Below are 15,291 nucleotides of genomic sequence, written 5' to 3'. Positions count from 1 at the left end.
AGAAGAAAAGGAAAATAATAATGACTTATAATCCATCTAGACGCTTATTTTTAGGCGGCAGTATAGCTGCTTCCGCTGCCGGAGCTTCAGGCTTAATTGTGCCTGCAGGCATGGCATCAGCTGCTACAACAGCACCCAAAGTTAATTACGGACCTGCCGCCGGTATTGCCAAACTTAACGCCAATGAAAACCCTTATGGCCCTAGCCCAGAAGCTTTAAAAGCTATTTCGCAAGCGAGTAGTCAGGGAGGCGCGTATTATGCCTACAATGCAGCAATGTATTTACGGGATATGATTGCAGAAAACTATAGTTTGAAACCTAGCAATATCTCAATTACTGCAGGCTCTTCGTTGATTCTGGCTTTCGCCGCTTTGGCAGCAACAACGAAAGGCGTTATCTTAGGGCCAGATTTATTTTGGGATACCACCTCTAAAGCGCCTATAAGTCAGGGAGGACCCGAAATTCGCCGGGTGCCAAATACTGCCGATTTAGAAATTGATCTTGATGCTCTTTATGATGCCATAGATGATGATGTTGCCATGGTGCACGTTTGTAATCCGAATAACCCCACCGGAAGAATTCTTGATCCGATGAAACTGAAAGAGTTTTGTATTAAGGCGTCTAAGAAAACTTTAGTCTTGGTGGATGAAGCATACAATGAACTCATTGAAGATGGTCCTAAACATTCGATGATCCCCCTTATTAATCAGGGCCACAATATCATTGTTGCTCGTACTTTTTCTAAAATCTATGGACTGGCGGGAATGCGAGTGGGTTATATGCTGGGTTCGGAAGAAAATATCGAATTTATTAACAAATATGGTCTGGGAAGTTATTCAATCAACCAGGCTGGTTTAGCTGCAGCCATTGCTAGTTATCATGATGAGGGCTTCAAAACCTTTTCTAGAGAAAAAGTTATGGAAGCTAAAGGCATAATATTGTCAGCGGTAAAAGCCAATGGGTTGACTGCGTTACCTTCAAGCACTAACTTTGTGTTTGTTAATCTTGGTGATGGAGACGCCAATTCATTTAGGCAGGCGATGGAAAAACAAAACGTATTAATTCGCGGCCAATATCGTACTTATCAACCTTGGTCGCGGGTGAGTACAGGAATAATAAAAGATGTGCAAATGTACGCTGATGCTATGCCTAAAGCGTTAGATGAAATGTATAAAATGATGAAATCGTAAGTTCGCAACCACTACTTTAGGTTAGCTTCAAAATCGTAGATTTAACATTAACCCCATTATTTGTTTCTTGCAGATAATGGGTTTTTTATGGTTTTTGAAAGGGCAAAGTTGTTAAATATCTGTTTAGTTAACCAATGCTCCAGCCAGAGATATTTAACCTGACTGGAACAGAGGCTTGAGGTTGTTGCGGTATCCTTTGCGTTTAAAGTTGAAGTTATTAAATGCTTTGGACAACCTTAATTATGCTAAAACTGCCTTTAAAGCTTTAACACAAGCATCAGTCTCTTCTGGCGTTCCTATACTAATACGAGACCAAGAGTCATAACCAGGCCATGTTCTGCCGACCACTTTTATTCCTTCAGCTTTCATTTTTTCCGAAAATTGGTCATGGGGCATACCTGTATCCATATAGATAAAATTCCCTTGCGGGTTTTTTGCATATGGCTGTCCTAATTCCCGAGCAGCAGCGGTTAACTTGGCGCGTTCGGTTTGAACACGTTTTCGCATAGTATTTAAATTCTCATGATCATCCATGCTCGCCATACCCGCCACTAGCCCGAGGTAGTTCACACCTCCCATTCTCAACATTCGGCCTATTACTTTGGCTTGTTCAACGGGCATTATAGCGTAACCTAAACGCTGTCCAGCCATTGCATGTATTTTTGAGAAGGTACGACAAATTACGACGTTGTAGCCATCGGCAGCTAACTTTGACTGGACGTTTGCAGGGTAAGCATCTGACATTTCAATGTAGGCTTCATCAATGAAAACTTGCGCTTTTTGCGATACACGTTTTGCAAATTCGGTTAGTTTTCCAGCATCAACTACACAACCAGTTGGGTTGTTTGGGTTACAAATATAAACCGCTGTGGTGTCATCAGTAACTGCTGCTTCGATTGCATCTAGATCGAAGTTCATTTGTGAGTCTAAGGGAACATAAGTAACGTCTGCGCCCATAAATTCTGCACCACGAGGAACCCCTTCATAGGTGGCCATGGAAGTGACTAATTTATTGCCATTTTTGGTGATCCAGTCCGCGTATCCAAATAAGATTGGAGAAGAGCCATTGGTGACTACGATCTGTTCTTCAGAAACACCTTCTTGGGCTGCAATTTTCTTCTTCAGGACATCCACAGTTGCATCAGCATACCTGCCAAGGTTGAATAGTTCACCTTGCATGGCGTCTACTGCTTTAGCTGATGGCCCAAATGCATTTTCATTTGAGGACAGTCTTATAAGTCCGTCATTTACATTCGGTGTTGCGGACGGAAAGTGATCAGTTTTCATGCCTGCGGCATTGAGTTCTTTTACACTAGAATCTACACATGCAGAGAGTGCTAAAGCTCCCGTACCTAGTCCAACGGATTTTAGCCATTTGCGGCGTGAAGAATCAATTTTATTAATGTTTGTTATACCTTGTTTCATTTGCCACTCTGTCTAATAGTTATTGGGATTTTAGATTAAATCCTATAGCCTAGCTATGCAATGGTAAATAAAGGGTAAGTCGGTGAAATTGATAAAGTTTTTGACTAACAACATCACATGTTACGACGCTGTAAATTAAGTTAAAAGTTTGGTGGTTATTTTACATGGCAATAACTGAAATAGAAGTAACTTGGACAGAGTAACTTGGACAGGCATGTTTTTTAATATGTGAGCATTAACTTGGACAGGCATATGAGCATTAACTTGGACAGGCATATGAGCAATAACTTGGACAGGCATATGAGAAAGATTAGTTATTAAAATAGAATTAGATTAACTATTGAGAATGCAATATGGATTATACGACTATTTGAATATTTAGCAGCGCTATATATTTGTTGATTTGAAATTAATTCGGGAGAATCTTTTTAGCAATATTTTAAAGAAAACAATACTTTCTTAGTCTTAAATTTTAGTAATGAAAGGAAGTGCCACAATCAAGCAACTAAGCGCTTATGTCGACGTCGTCGTTTATAACTTTTAAGAGTGTCGTTTTGGCCCGCTGCGACACTAAAAGTTTCTTCGAAGCTTGAAAAAAGGGTATTCCAAGTTTGTTCATCAAAACCCAGTCGCTGAAGGATAGGTGACTGATTCATATTTATTGCACCACTTTTAGTGGGATGTAGACTACGCCCGGAAAGGTCGACTAATTTTAGATAGTCTATAAGATTAAACGGTATCACGGTTGTCTGACGGGGTAATACGTTGCTTACAAATGGCATCAATGTTGAAGTTTGTTTTCCGTGTTTCAAGTCGATAATACGTCGTCTGACGCTGGTATGTTTAGAGGTTTCAGGTGTGGTGGCTAATTTTGCCCGAATTGGGTTTAAATCCACATAAACCATGCATGCGGCTATTGCATGCTCATCTAATAGCGCTTGAGATTTAAAGCGTCCTTCCCAGAAATGGCCGGTGCATTGGTCTTCATGATTGGCTTTTCGCGCAATGGGTTCGTTAAGTTCGCGCATGAACCAACTGATATCCATTAGCCGTTGTCGATAGATGGATAACGTGGCTTGCAAACTGTCTAATTCTGGCGCAGAAAACGATGTGGTTTCACTACTCAAGAATTGCTGGGTTAACAGCGTTCCTTTGTGTAATTTATGCCATCTTGCGCACACTTGTTTGTCCGTCCACTGATTGGCGTCGTTCACGTTAACATGCAACACCACATGGGAATGGTTGCTCATAATGGCGTAGGCACAGACATCAATGGCAAATACCGTGGATAAAAACAGTAATCGGTCTTCAACCCACTGACGACGGTGTTCAAAACTTTTTCCTGTGATGTTGTCTTTCCCACACAAATAAGCCCGACGAACACAGCGGGACACGCAGTGATAGTAGGGAGTGTCCGTCAAACAAATTTGACGCTTCCTTGCTAAAGGCATAGTTCTTCCTGTTGAATCTAATACCTAAAGCTTAGTTGATTACTTGAAAGAGGTGGTCTAGTTTGTGGCTGTCTTGATTTAGATAGTCTAGTTTGTGGCTGTCTTGATTTATTGTGTGGCTGTCTTGATTTAGATATTTAAACTTAATTTACTTCTTCGCCACCGTATTTGCCCGCTAGGTCATCCAGTTCCGCACTGGTGCTGTCGAACCCTGAATCCGAATATTGGTAAGTTACCTGCACCTTCAAAGAACCGCGGTACAATTTAGCTCTGATATTAGGAAGTTGATCAGAATTCACATCGTTGAGAAAACGGTTCGCTATCTGACCGTTGGGGAATTGATAAATAATTTGATTTTGCATGTTTAGAATAAATTGAGGCTTTTAAGAGATTGGATACTGTCGTCAATATTGCATGCTCAGAGCCAAATTGGCAATAGTATGACTATTAAATTTATATCCTTGGGCCTAGTTCAGAACCACACTTAACTAAGCCCAATTATGTATAAATTACTTGTTTAAATGGGAATAAATCACCCTAAGCGTGGTCATTATTGACTCTTTTACACTCGGCCAAAATATTGAAATACTATCAACTTCTCCTTGTCGAAAGTCCGCTTCTAAACGCGTAGCTACATCATCCAAAGGATTAGAGTTAACTTTACGGGCAATATGCGCGAGTTTTCGGCCTTGGGTTAGTATTGCGCTTGCATTGTCTTCGGTTACTGCTTTATCCATGGTTTCCATGGCATCCTCTAACTCATTCATCAATGCACCTAAATCAACGGCCAGAGATTGTTTTGGGGGATTTTTTTGTAAAAAGGGCAATAAGTCGAACCAAATATGAGGATCTCTAGGCATTTCTAATTTGGCAAACTCAGGGGTTTGTAGAGTTTCCGAATCAGGACGTTGTTCTTGAACTTGTTTCAATTCTTCTTTATGAGCAGCAACTAAAGCTTTTTCCTTGACTTGTAATTTAGCCTGACTGGACTCCAGTTGTTTTTGTGCTCGCTCTAATTCCGTCTCTTTATTCGCAATCTGGTGTTTGTTATTGATTAACTCTTGTTCCAATTGCTGTAATTTTTCAGTTAACTCTGATTGATTGTTATCTTGTGCGCTTAAACTTGCTTTTGTATGGTCGTACTCAGCCTGAATAGACTGCAATTGATTGGCCAGTTGCTGTTGTTCATTTTGCATCTTTTGTACATTTTGCTCGCTGTTTTGCAGCGCATTTTGCTGTTCTGCTAACTGTTGTTGTAGTTTTAGCTCCTGCAGCTCTTGCTGTTTCAGTTTGCCTTGAAGTTCCTGGGCTTCTCGTTTTGCTTGTTCTAATTCTAATTGTAACTTCTGTTCTCCAGACTGGGTATCGTTCACTTGTGACTCAGCCCGGGCTAACTCCTGCAGGCTGTGCTGAAGCTTCTCTTGCATTTGTTTATTTTGCTGTTCAGCATCACGTAAAGACTGTTGCAGCTGTTTTTTCTGTTGCTCAATTTCTGCATGATGTTGACGCCATTGCTCATCACTTCCTTGCAGCATTTCTTTTTGTTTAGTCGCACGACTTTCTACATCTGATAACTCTGACTTCAATTGATCAAGTTTTTGTTGTTGTTCGAGGCGCTCCCGTTTTTCCTTATCCGCTTGCCGCTGATTCTCGTCTAATTGTTGTTGAGTTTGCTTCAGTTTTGCTTGCTTGGCCTCAACTTCTTGTTTTAACGCTTCCTGCCGCTGTTGCCATTGTTGATCACTTTCTTGCATTTCTCGTTGTTGTTGAGAACTACGTTGCTCCATTTCTACTAATTCAGATTGCAGTTGTTCAAAAATCTTTTGCTGCTGTTGTTTAGCTGCTTTTTCAGTTTCGGTTTGCTGTGCCGTTCTTTGCAAAGCTTGTTCGGTTTCTAATAGTTTCTGCTGCTTACGTTGCAGCGCTTTTTGTAACTCATCTTGTTTATCTTTCCAACGACGGTTAGCCTCTTCTACAATTTGTTTTTGCTGCTGTTCACTACGCTTTTCCATTTCAACCAATTCTGATTGTAAGCGCTGCATCAATTCCCGCTGTTGTACTTTTTCTGCTTCAGTTTGTTGTTTGGCTTGATTTAGATTCTGTTCAGCCCTTTGCAGTTTCTGTTGCTGTTGTTCAAGTTCTTGCTGCCATTGTAGCTGTTGTTCTTGCAGCCTTAACTCAGCTTCATCATTTTTTTGCTGTTGCTGCAATTCACTACGCCTCTCCATTTCTGCCAATTCTTGTTGTAACTTTTCGAACACTTTTTGTTGCTCAGCTTTAGCAGACTTCTCTGCTTCTACTTGCAGTTCTTGTTGCTGTAAAATGCGTTGGGTGTCCTGCAGTTTTTGTTGTTTGTCGTGTAACTCTTGTTGTAATTTTTGTTGTTGTTGCGCCCAGTGTTTATCGGCTTCGGCTATTTTTTGTTGTTGCTGTTCACTGCGACGTTCAACTTCCATTAAGTCGTCTTGCAATTGCTGTAAGCGTTGCTGTTGTTGCTGTTTTTCTGCTTTATCTTGTTCTGACTGACGTTGGGCTTGATTTAAAACTCCTTGGGTTGCTTGCAACTGACGTTGTTTATTTTCAAGCTCTTGTTGCAGCAACGTCTGTTGTTTTTCCATATCGCCTTTTTGCTGCTTGGACATTTCTTCAAATTTATCCATTTCATACTGCAAATGATCAATATGACGGGCTTTATTTGACAATTCAGATTGCGCAACGAAACACGATTGCTCTAAGTCACGCCGTTGTTGTTCAGCTTTTTCGCTAGCTTTACGTTGATTAATTAGCAACTGACGTAATTTTTCACTGGCTTGACTAGAGCTTGATAATTTCGATTGCAAACTACTTATCTGGCCGTTTACATCTGAAATCTGTTTGTCTTTTTGATGAATAGATGTTTTCAGCTGACTGATTTCACCCTCAAAGGCAAGCATTTTCTGCTGTTGTTCTTGTCGTTCTGTTTCTAAAGTGCGAGCGGTTTCTTCACTTTCAGCCAACTCTTTCTGAGCGTCTTTGTATTTTTTGTTACTGTACTGCAATTCATCGGCAATTTGATTTCGTTGTTTTTCTAGACCATTAACACGTTTGCTAGTTTGTTCCAGTTGCTTAGCCAATTCTTCATTGGCTTGTTCACTGCTGGCCAGTGAATCTCTGCTCTGTTGATAGTCTTCTTGTAATTGATTTAAGTGTGCAGTGATATTGTCGTGGGCTTCTTGTAGAGAGGACAATTCAGATGTTTTATCGGTAATATCTTCTTCAGCTGCTTTTAGCTTAGATTGGGTATCAGACAGTGATCTTACTTTGCTGGCTAATTGATCTTGGCTACTTTCCAATAGTTGTTGTTTCTCGACAATTAATCGTTCCGCTGCTTGATGCAAATTAATCGCTTCTAAGCGCTCTTGATCTGCTTTTTTAATGGCTCTTAAATCTGTCCATATGCATAATATTGAATCAAAATCCTGACCTTTAAACATAGGAACAAAGGTGGCCTGACAAGGCAGTTTTTTCTTATCAAGCCTGTGTTGCCAAGTGATTGATAATGCCTGTCCATCTTGTTTTATGTGCTCAATTTTATGTTGTAGGCTTTCGAGATCCGATTCTTCATCGTTGAGTTTTTGCGAATAAGGATAGAGCCCAAATAGATCTTCCTGGTCTTCTACTGAGAAAAAGTCACAGGCTGCGGGGTTGAGCTTATTAAAGCCATCTTCGGCCAATACGGCCATTGGCATACTGCTGTGTAACAACAAACTTTCGAATTTATCTTGCTGATATTGTTCATCACTAATATCTGATATCCAGCATAAATAATGTTGTTTTTTGCGGTCAAATAATTCGATATTTAGCTCGCTAGGATGCAACTGTTGTTGACTGCCCTTTAAGTCGGCGTGGAAGCCTTCTAGACGACCATTTTTGTGTAGCTTTTTGGCCGCTTTTCCTGAATTTTTGGGGTCATTAAATAATTGATAAAACGAGATTTTCTTTAATTCTTTTTCAGTGATATTAAGACGTTGTGTTAATGCTGAATTGGCTTGTACGATGCCATCGTCCTCGTCAATCATGGCGATACCTAGTGGTGCCTTATTAATGATATTAGCGAAGCGCTGACGCTCGTGTTCCAGGAGTGCTTTGGTCTGTTTAAGCTCAGTAACGTCCTCCATTAAACATATTGAACCTGCAGGGTTACCGCTTTCATCACGAAAAGACTGAATCTTTATTTTTAAAGTTCTTTGTTCGCCTGTAGCTAAGGTTAAGCTCATTTCCTTGGCACTACCAACACTTGCAGAATAAACCATGCTGGATGACTGTCCTTGGGGCATAAGATCTTGAATTTCAGTTGGTAACACCGACAGCTGTTTTGCAGGTTGTTGACGTAAATTCTCCGTCGACGTATTAAAAATCAATTCAAATGCTGTGTTACAGGCCACTACTAAACTATTCTCATCCAATAATAGGGTAGGGTGACTCATGGAGCTGAGCATCCCTTTTACAATCTGTTTGCTAGCGGCTAGCTGCTCTTTTAACGCTACCTGGGGACTGATGTTGGTGACAGTCATGTGAGCGTTTTGCGCTTTCCCCTTCTCATCCAAGTTCAATGGCAAGCCAATAACCTTAACAAATACATTTCCTTCGTGGGCATCCAATTTGCACACTAAATCAATGGGTTGCCCCCTTTCTAAATCTTTAAGTCCTTGAATCCAAGCGAACTGTGTTTGTTGTGATATATATTGTTCAAACTGTTTTAGATCCCCTTGAATTTGCTCATCAGTGTTTGCCAGTAGCTTGGAGAAAACCCTATTTGTTCTGAATGTTTTTTCTGATAAGTCGATTTCTAATTGACCTATCTGGCTGCTATCTAACAGCTGGTTATTAAAGTCTAAGGAATTCGTTAGGGAAGCTATTTTTGATTGAGCTGCGGTAAAGTCGACTATGGATATAATTGATGCAATGTTGTGTATATTGCCTTTTTGTGGAGCAAATTCGAGCAATAAATCACGCTCTTTTACAGGGCCTATAAGTTGTTCTTTAGATTGAACTTTAGCGTTAATCCCTTTTTCAATTTGTTCAGAATATTGCTTATTAAACAGTGTGCTTAACCCTTTTCCAGTTAGATTTTCAGGTCTGTTTCCTAAAAAATATGCAGCTAATTTATTACAGTATTGGATTTCACCAGCATGGTTTACATGTACCATACCCACCTGGAAATTATCTAGATAAAAGGTGTTTTGTTGTAAAATTCGCTGATTTTCAGCAAGCTGATGAGTCGCTTTTTTGTGACCGACTTTAAAAATGATCATCATTACAAAAACTACAACGAACAAGGCAACGATAGCGATTAACCCATATTCAATGGTATCACTAGATTGCGCCAATACTTGTTCAGCAATGGCGTATACATTATTCGTAATCAACAATGTGCTTAGAGCAACACAGATGTTAGACACTTTTTTAAATGCGTGCAGCGTCATTAAATTATTCCCACTCAACATATTACAACTAGAGTAACCTGCCTGCTTGTGACAACACATCTTTTTAAAAACAACTAGGTGTATAAAACAATACCTAAGTAACTGTTTAACAAATGATAAGTATTTAAGCTTTGGTCGATAATTTATGTCGACTAGCCGCCCAGCTCTCTGGAAATTTGCCTTGTAATACGTAGGAGAAGGCGATGAGCTCCGCTATAACATGGTACAACTGCTCGGGGATTTCTTGACCTAAATCCATGCTGGCAAGAAATTCACTTAAGTAAGGATCTTCGTGTACTAAAACACCACTTTGTTTTGCAAGGGTAACGATTTCTTCGGCTAAATCCCCAAACCCTTTGGCGATAACTTTTGGTGCTTGTTTGTCTCCTTCTTGGTATTGAAGGCCTACCGCACTCTTGGTTTTTTTTGCTTTTTTAGGATCTGTCATAGTGTCTACTTATTATGCTTGGGTTTGAAAAATATGATAAGGACGAGTTTGCAAATGTTCAGGTATTTTCCCTAGTTGACACTGTGCTTTAGCCACTTCAATGCCTAGGCTTTTTAATCGCTTTTTAAACATAGGTAGATAGTTATAGACCAAATCCTTTACCGCTTCATTGGAGGTGTACAAGTCTAGCTCTAGTTCATTTTGTTGTAATTTCGCTTTCGTGAGTATTTGCCCAATATCACCAATGTCCATTTTCATGGTTAGATGCCAAATTGCGAGTTTGCTTTTTTGTTTATCTGCATTTCCATGTTTATCCGGCTCTCGTTTGATGAGTAATTCGATATCTTTTTTGTTTTCACCGATACCGCTGGGTAACACGTAATAAAAGCTTTCTTGTCCTTGTAAGGCTTGTTCAGCATTATTCATTTTAGATGATTGATGTTGCGCAAACATACGCCCTAGCTGCTTAAGTATCTGATGCTTTTGTTCCATTTGATTGAGATCACTTAAGCTTCGTTGAGTGGGTGGAGAAACAGTTTTGTTTGAACCAGAAAGCAGGCCACTGACTATTTGAGCGATTTTTTCACTGTTCTGAGGTTGGTTTCTATTTAACTTGGCAGCTAAGCTAACCTGTAACATTGTCATCAAACCCGCGACTAATCCTTGGGAAGAAATAGCTTGGGTCAGCTGTATGGGCGTCAAGTTAAGAGGGGCTTGGGTGATTAGCTGTTTAATATTTTCAACATCAGCTTCTTTGCCTTGGGGTGTGCCTTGCTGGAGTTGTTTCAGTATTGATTCCACCACCGCTTTAGTCTCTGGGGACTTTGTTAAAATGGGGTCTCCTAAGGCTATTTCAATTTTTTGCAGTGTGTCGCTTGGGCTAGCTACTTGTGGCAAAACCCGGCGCATTAATTCACTTATTTGTGACAATATTTGTTGTTTCTCAGCTGCGGGTATCGCCGCTATTTTACTGGTTAAATTGGGAAGTGTTTTAACCACTTCAGGGCGATCTGTTTGCACGGGGTTGGGTGTAGCTTCTTTTGCGGGCAATTGATTTGTATTGTGACCACCATGGGGCTTATCCATTTGGGCTGATTGACCTATGGCTTGGCTTTTTGATGAAGTTTCGGGTTTGACTATTGCCGTGTCTGAACGCAAAACGGAGGGTTCGGCGGTTTGATTGGAGGTTGGTTTAGGATCCGTTTGCAAAAACAGCACCTGTTTGATTTGTTTCACTTGGGCTTCTGTGAGGGGAAGCTGAGCAAGGGGAGTCTTTACAGGGGCTTTAATCTCACCTAAACCAGATACCAGTATGTTGATACTCACATTTTTTACTGATCCTTCGACCTGTAAAAGTTTAGATACGGCATTGTCTAATCGCAGTTCCGGGTGTTTTGTCAGGGTCTCGATCAATGTTTGACGAGGTACCGACAAAGACACATTGTGGGCGGTGTTGTGCAGCTTAGCTGAATCAGATTGTAACAATTTAACGATATCAGGTTTGCTCAAATTGAGCATAATGACTTTTTGCCCAGGGTTCGTTTGACTCTGAGTAGTGGTTTGCGCGTTGGCCTGAGTTTGGCTGTTATTCAGATTCTGTTGGTTTGGCGGCACGCCTCTATGTTGCTGATTGTTTTGAGAATAGTTTGGGCGGACAGTCTGTTGGTTTTGATGGCTTGTTTGACTGTCTGTGTTTACTACTGTGCTTAGTTTAGTTTGACTCTCTGTGTTTAGTTTAACTTGCCACTGGTTGCCTTTGGGGGTGATCTGCAAATGTAGATTTTGATTGCTTGGCAATACCTGCTTTATAGTTGGCAAGGTTACTTTGATGAGTTCTGATTTACCTTGTATTTGGGTTGATAAATTAAGGGTGTTGTTATGACTACTCACTACTTTTACTTCCACATTAGCGCTTTTAGCTTGTCCACTGGGAGATGCTTTGCTGCTAATGGCATTTAAAATGGTGGAAAGTTGTTTTTGATTGAGGCTCGCTAAAACCGACTGGCTGTCTGTTTTTGTTGACGTGCTAAATAATAATAGTTCTGAAGTAGTATTTTGATTACCCGACGAACTGGTATGATTTTGCAATTGTGCTTGTACTTGGGTGGCGTTCAATGCCTGAGGTAAGTTGGCTGGTTTTGGCAAGGTGACGGTTTGCTGCTGTTTGGGCAAGGTTAAACCAATTTGATTGTTTGCTAAAAACTGCACGATAACTTGCGCTGCTTGTTTTGCAACTGGCGAGTTTGTAGACAGCTTCGAAAGCTGAGCTGCTACCTGTACAAGTTGCTGTTGGGCGTTAAGTGATATATCTGACATAAACAGGTTATCGGCAAAGCGTCAGTAGATTAAACACTGACTAAGCATAACCTGTTGTAGATATAGAATCTAATAGCTGGATTTGGCTTTTTGCTATGGTATCATTTGCGCCGATTTTTCGGCTGGAAGTTTTAAGTAAATCGAAATATTTTTGATTTAACACTTAGTTAAGTCATTGTTGTATATAGCCTAACTGGAGAATGACTCAACTTGGCATTGTTACGTGGGCAAAATTTGGGATGTGTAAAACAAGATCGAACCTTGTTTGAGATGGTTAATTTTTCAATCGAACCCTCCCAATTACTTTATGTGCGCGGCCAAAATGGCGCTGGAAAAACCAGTTTGTTACGAATTTTGGTTGGCTTAAGCGATCCTGCTGCCGGCCATGTAGAGTATAAACACCAAGATATTCACACTGTGAGTGAGCAGTATTTTCAAGATCTGGTTTATTTTGGACACAAGTTGGGGTTAAGTCTGAATTTAAATGCCATTGAAAATTTACAATTTTGGTGTCAATTAAATCAAGTGAATTGCACAGAAACTGAATTATTTGAATTACTTGCCGAGCTGGGCTTAGTTGGCCTTGAAGATGTGCCAGTAAGTCAGCTTTCCGCAGGTCAGCAAAGGCGTGTTGCTTTAGCCCGTTTATGGTTGAAAACTGACGCTAAGCTATGGATTTTAGATGAACCTTTTACAGCGTTAGACGTGCAAGGCATTGCCTTGCTGCGAAACAAAATGATTCAACATTTGAGTGAAGGCGGGGCGATTATTATTACGTCTCATCAAACCTTAGATGTGGATTACCCCACATCTGAATTGTTGTTGGAGTATCGCATATGACCGCCTCATTGTTGGCTGTTTTCAAGCGCGATCTAGCCTTGGCATTTCGTCAGCGGGCTGAACTATTGCAGCCAATGATGTTTTTTGTGTTAGTGATTAGTTTGTTTCCGTTGGGCGTTGGTCCTGGCCCTGAAATTCTACAAAAGATTGGCCCCGGCGTTATTTGGGTAGCAGCTATTTTATCTTCCTTGTTAGGGATGGAGAGATTATTCCGCGACGATTTTCAGGATGGAACCCTTGAGCAGATAATGCTAAGTGGCGCATCTATGCCCCTTGTTTGCGTGGTTAAGGTGGCAGTGCATTGGTTAGCCAGCATTGTACCTTTAATTTTATTGTCTCCTTTGTTAGGGCTCTTTTTAAACCTAACGTTAGAGATGTATTGGGCATTGTTGGCTACCTTGTTAGTTGGTACCCCACTACTGAGCTTAGTTGGCGCAGTCGCAGTTGGTTTGACTGTGGGGCTGCAGAAAGGTGGCGTATTGTTAGCCTTGTTATTGTTACCGGTTTTTGTACCTTTATTGATATTTGCTACCGCGGCAGTAGAAGCCGCCTCGCTACAAATATCTTATTCAGCCCATTTAGGCTTAATTGGAGCAATGTTATTATTCGCTCTTGCACTGGCTCCTATGGCCATTGCCTATGCATTAAAAGTGAGTCAAAGTTAATGTGGAAGTGGTTACATCCTTATGCTAAATCAGAGTCAACTTATCGGCTCTGTCAAACCCTATTGCCATGGTTTTCAATCAGTGCAGCAATAACCTTAATTAGTGGTCTGATTTTAGGGCTTATGTTCGCTCCAGCTGATTATCAGCAAGGCGATTCTTTCCGAATTATCTACATACATGTGCCTAGTGCTATCACATCAATGAGCGCCTATGCCGCCATGGCGGTAGCTGCCCTTATTGGTCTAGTTTGGCAAATCCGTACAGCTTATATGGCGATGATTGCAATTGCGCCCGTTGGCGCGATGATGACCTTTATTGCTTTGTTTACCGGCGCTGCTTGGGGTAAACCTATGTGGGGGACTTGGTGGGTATGGGATGCACGCTTAACTTCCGAACTGGTTTTACTATTTTTATATCTTGGGGTGATATCCTTGTACAAATCCTTCGACGACAAAATTCAGGCAGGAAAAGCGGCTGGGGTGATGTCGTTAGTTGGTGTTATCAATCTACCCATTATTCATTATTCGGTAGAGTGGTGGAACACCTTGCATCAAGGGGCAACTATCAGCAAGTTTGATAAACCCTCTATAGCACCGGAAATGTTTTGGCCACTAATGGTGAATTTGTTGGCGGCAGTCTTATTAATTGGGGCAATCACCTTAAAGCGTTTGCAAAATGAGTTGTTACGCCGCGAAATACACCGTCCTTGGGCAGTCAAAACCTTATTGAAAGAGGGGAAATCATGACGTTTCAATTTGATTCTTGGCAAGCGTTTTGGGACATGGGCGGATATGGATTTTACGTATGGCTGGCATTTGGGGTGTCATTCATTGCTGTGCTTTTGGTTGTTTACGAAAGCATTTGGGCTAAAAAGCAATTAATTAAAGCGGTTAATGCGCAAATTGCTCGAAAGAAACGTATTAAACAAAATAAACAGAAAAAAGCGGCTGAAAGTGCCGACAAAGAATCCCATTCTCGTTCTGAAAATAAAGGTGAATTATCGTGAATCCAAGACGTCAAAAACGTTTGTTTGGAATATTGGCAGTTGTGCTGTTGGTAGCTGCAGCTGTATGGATGATGCTCAGTGCACTAAGTGAAAATATTGATCATTTTTATACACCCTCTGAGATTATTAATGGTAAAGAAGGTGTCACGCCCTCAATCGGTCAGCGTCTTCGTATAGGCGGCATGGTGGTTCCTGGCAGTGTTAAACGGGATCAACAAAGTTTAGCCGTCAGTTTTGATTTGGCCGATACAGGCCCCTTAGTGACCGTGCGTTACGCAGGCATTTTACCTGACCTATTTCGTGAAGGTCAGGGCATAGTGGCAACGGGTCGACTAACGGAAAATAACCTCATTGTGGCGGATGAAGTGTTAGCGAAACATGACGAAGAGTATATGCCGCCTGAATTGGCAGAAAAAATGAAAGGCATTAAGCATGTCAAACCCGACAATTTACAATCGGAATCAAAAACCGATTCTGGCTATTAG

12 protein-coding genes are annotated in these 15,291 nt (G+C 40.9%); 6 read left to right on the top strand and 6 right to left on the bottom strand.

The annotated features are described in order from the left end of the window. Positions 1-20 precede the first annotated feature (20 nt). Entirely contained in the window at positions 21-1,190 is a 1,170-nt protein-coding gene (locus Q4574_RS05460) for a histidinol-phosphate transaminase (protein WP_303472381.1), read from the top strand. A gap of 240 nt (positions 1,191-1,430) precedes the next feature. Here the strand turns inward: Q4574_RS05460 and Q4574_RS05455 are convergent, their stop codons facing one another. The 6 genes from Q4574_RS05455 to Q4574_RS05430 all read right to left on the bottom strand — a co-directional run bounded on the left by Q4574_RS05455 (position 1,431) and on the right by Q4574_RS05430 (position 12,295). Next, entirely contained in the window at positions 1,431-2,615 is a 1,185-nt protein-coding gene (locus Q4574_RS05455; RefSeq protein WP_303472378.1) for a histidinol-phosphate transaminase, read from the bottom strand. 497 nt (positions 2,616-3,112) lie between these two features. Next, positions 3,113-4,066 (bottom strand): transposase, encoded by a 954-nt coding sequence (locus tag Q4574_RS05450; RefSeq protein WP_303472376.1) that lies wholly within the window; start codon positions 4,064-4,066, stop codon positions 3,113-3,115. Between the two features lie 143 nt (positions 4,067-4,209). Further along, positions 4,210-4,428 (bottom strand): hypothetical protein, encoded by a 219-nt coding sequence (locus tag Q4574_RS05445; RefSeq protein ID WP_303472375.1) that lies wholly within the window; start codon positions 4,426-4,428, stop codon positions 4,210-4,212. A gap of 147 nt (positions 4,429-4,575) precedes the next feature. Beyond that, positions 4,576-9,531: a PAS domain-containing protein gene (locus Q4574_RS05440; protein ID WP_303472373.1), complete on the bottom strand. Its 4,956-nt coding sequence runs from the start codon at positions 9,529-9,531 to the stop codon at positions 4,576-4,578. A 124-nt stretch (positions 9,532-9,655) separates the two neighbouring features. Then, positions 9,656-9,979, bottom strand: coding sequence for an EscU/YscU/HrcU family type III secretion system export apparatus switch protein (locus Q4574_RS05435; RefSeq protein ID WP_303472371.1), 324 nt, complete (start codon positions 9,977-9,979; stop codon positions 9,656-9,658). Between the two features lie 12 nt (positions 9,980-9,991). Next, positions 9,992-12,295 (bottom strand): flagellar hook-length control protein FliK, encoded by a 2,304-nt coding sequence (locus Q4574_RS05430; RefSeq protein WP_303472370.1) that lies wholly within the window; start codon positions 12,293-12,295, stop codon positions 9,992-9,994. Between the two features lie 210 nt (positions 12,296-12,505). Between Q4574_RS05430 and ccmA the strand changes: the two genes are divergently transcribed. The 5 genes from ccmA to ccmE are packed head-to-tail and all read left to right on the top strand — an operon-like array spanning position 12,506 to position 15,291. After that, positions 12,506-13,135: a cytochrome c biogenesis heme-transporting ATPase CcmA gene (gene ccmA, locus Q4574_RS05425; protein ID WP_303472369.1), complete on the top strand. Its 630-nt coding sequence runs from the start codon at positions 12,506-12,508 to the stop codon at positions 13,133-13,135. Next, on the top strand, positions 13,132-13,800 hold the full coding sequence (ccmB, locus tag Q4574_RS05420) for a heme exporter protein CcmB (protein ID WP_303472367.1): 669 nt from the start codon (positions 13,132-13,134) through the stop codon (positions 13,798-13,800). Before ccmA ends, ccmB begins: the two co-directional genes overlap by 4 nt. Then, positions 13,800-14,546, top strand: a complete 747-nt coding sequence (locus Q4574_RS05415; protein WP_303472366.1) for a heme ABC transporter permease — start codon at positions 13,800-13,802, stop codon at positions 14,544-14,546. The genes ccmB and Q4574_RS05415 overlap by 1 nt, the downstream gene beginning before the upstream one ends. After that, on the top strand, positions 14,543-14,806 hold the full coding sequence (gene ccmD, locus Q4574_RS05410; RefSeq protein ID WP_303472364.1) for a heme exporter protein CcmD: 264 nt from the start codon (positions 14,543-14,545) through the stop codon (positions 14,804-14,806). Before Q4574_RS05415 ends, ccmD begins: the two co-directional genes overlap by 4 nt. Beyond that, entirely contained in the window at positions 14,803-15,291 is a 489-nt protein-coding gene (gene ccmE / locus Q4574_RS05405) for a cytochrome c maturation protein CcmE (protein ID WP_303472362.1), read from the top strand. Before ccmD ends, ccmE begins: the two co-directional genes overlap by 4 nt.

The sequence above is a fragment of the Aliiglaciecola sp. 3_MG-2023 genome (assembly GCF_030548205.1).
Lineage (GTDB): Bacteria > Pseudomonadota > Gammaproteobacteria > Enterobacterales > Alteromonadaceae > Aliiglaciecola.
The sequence above is the reverse complement of the archived record's forward strand: the minus strand, read 5'-3'. Positions and strand labels throughout refer to the sequence as shown.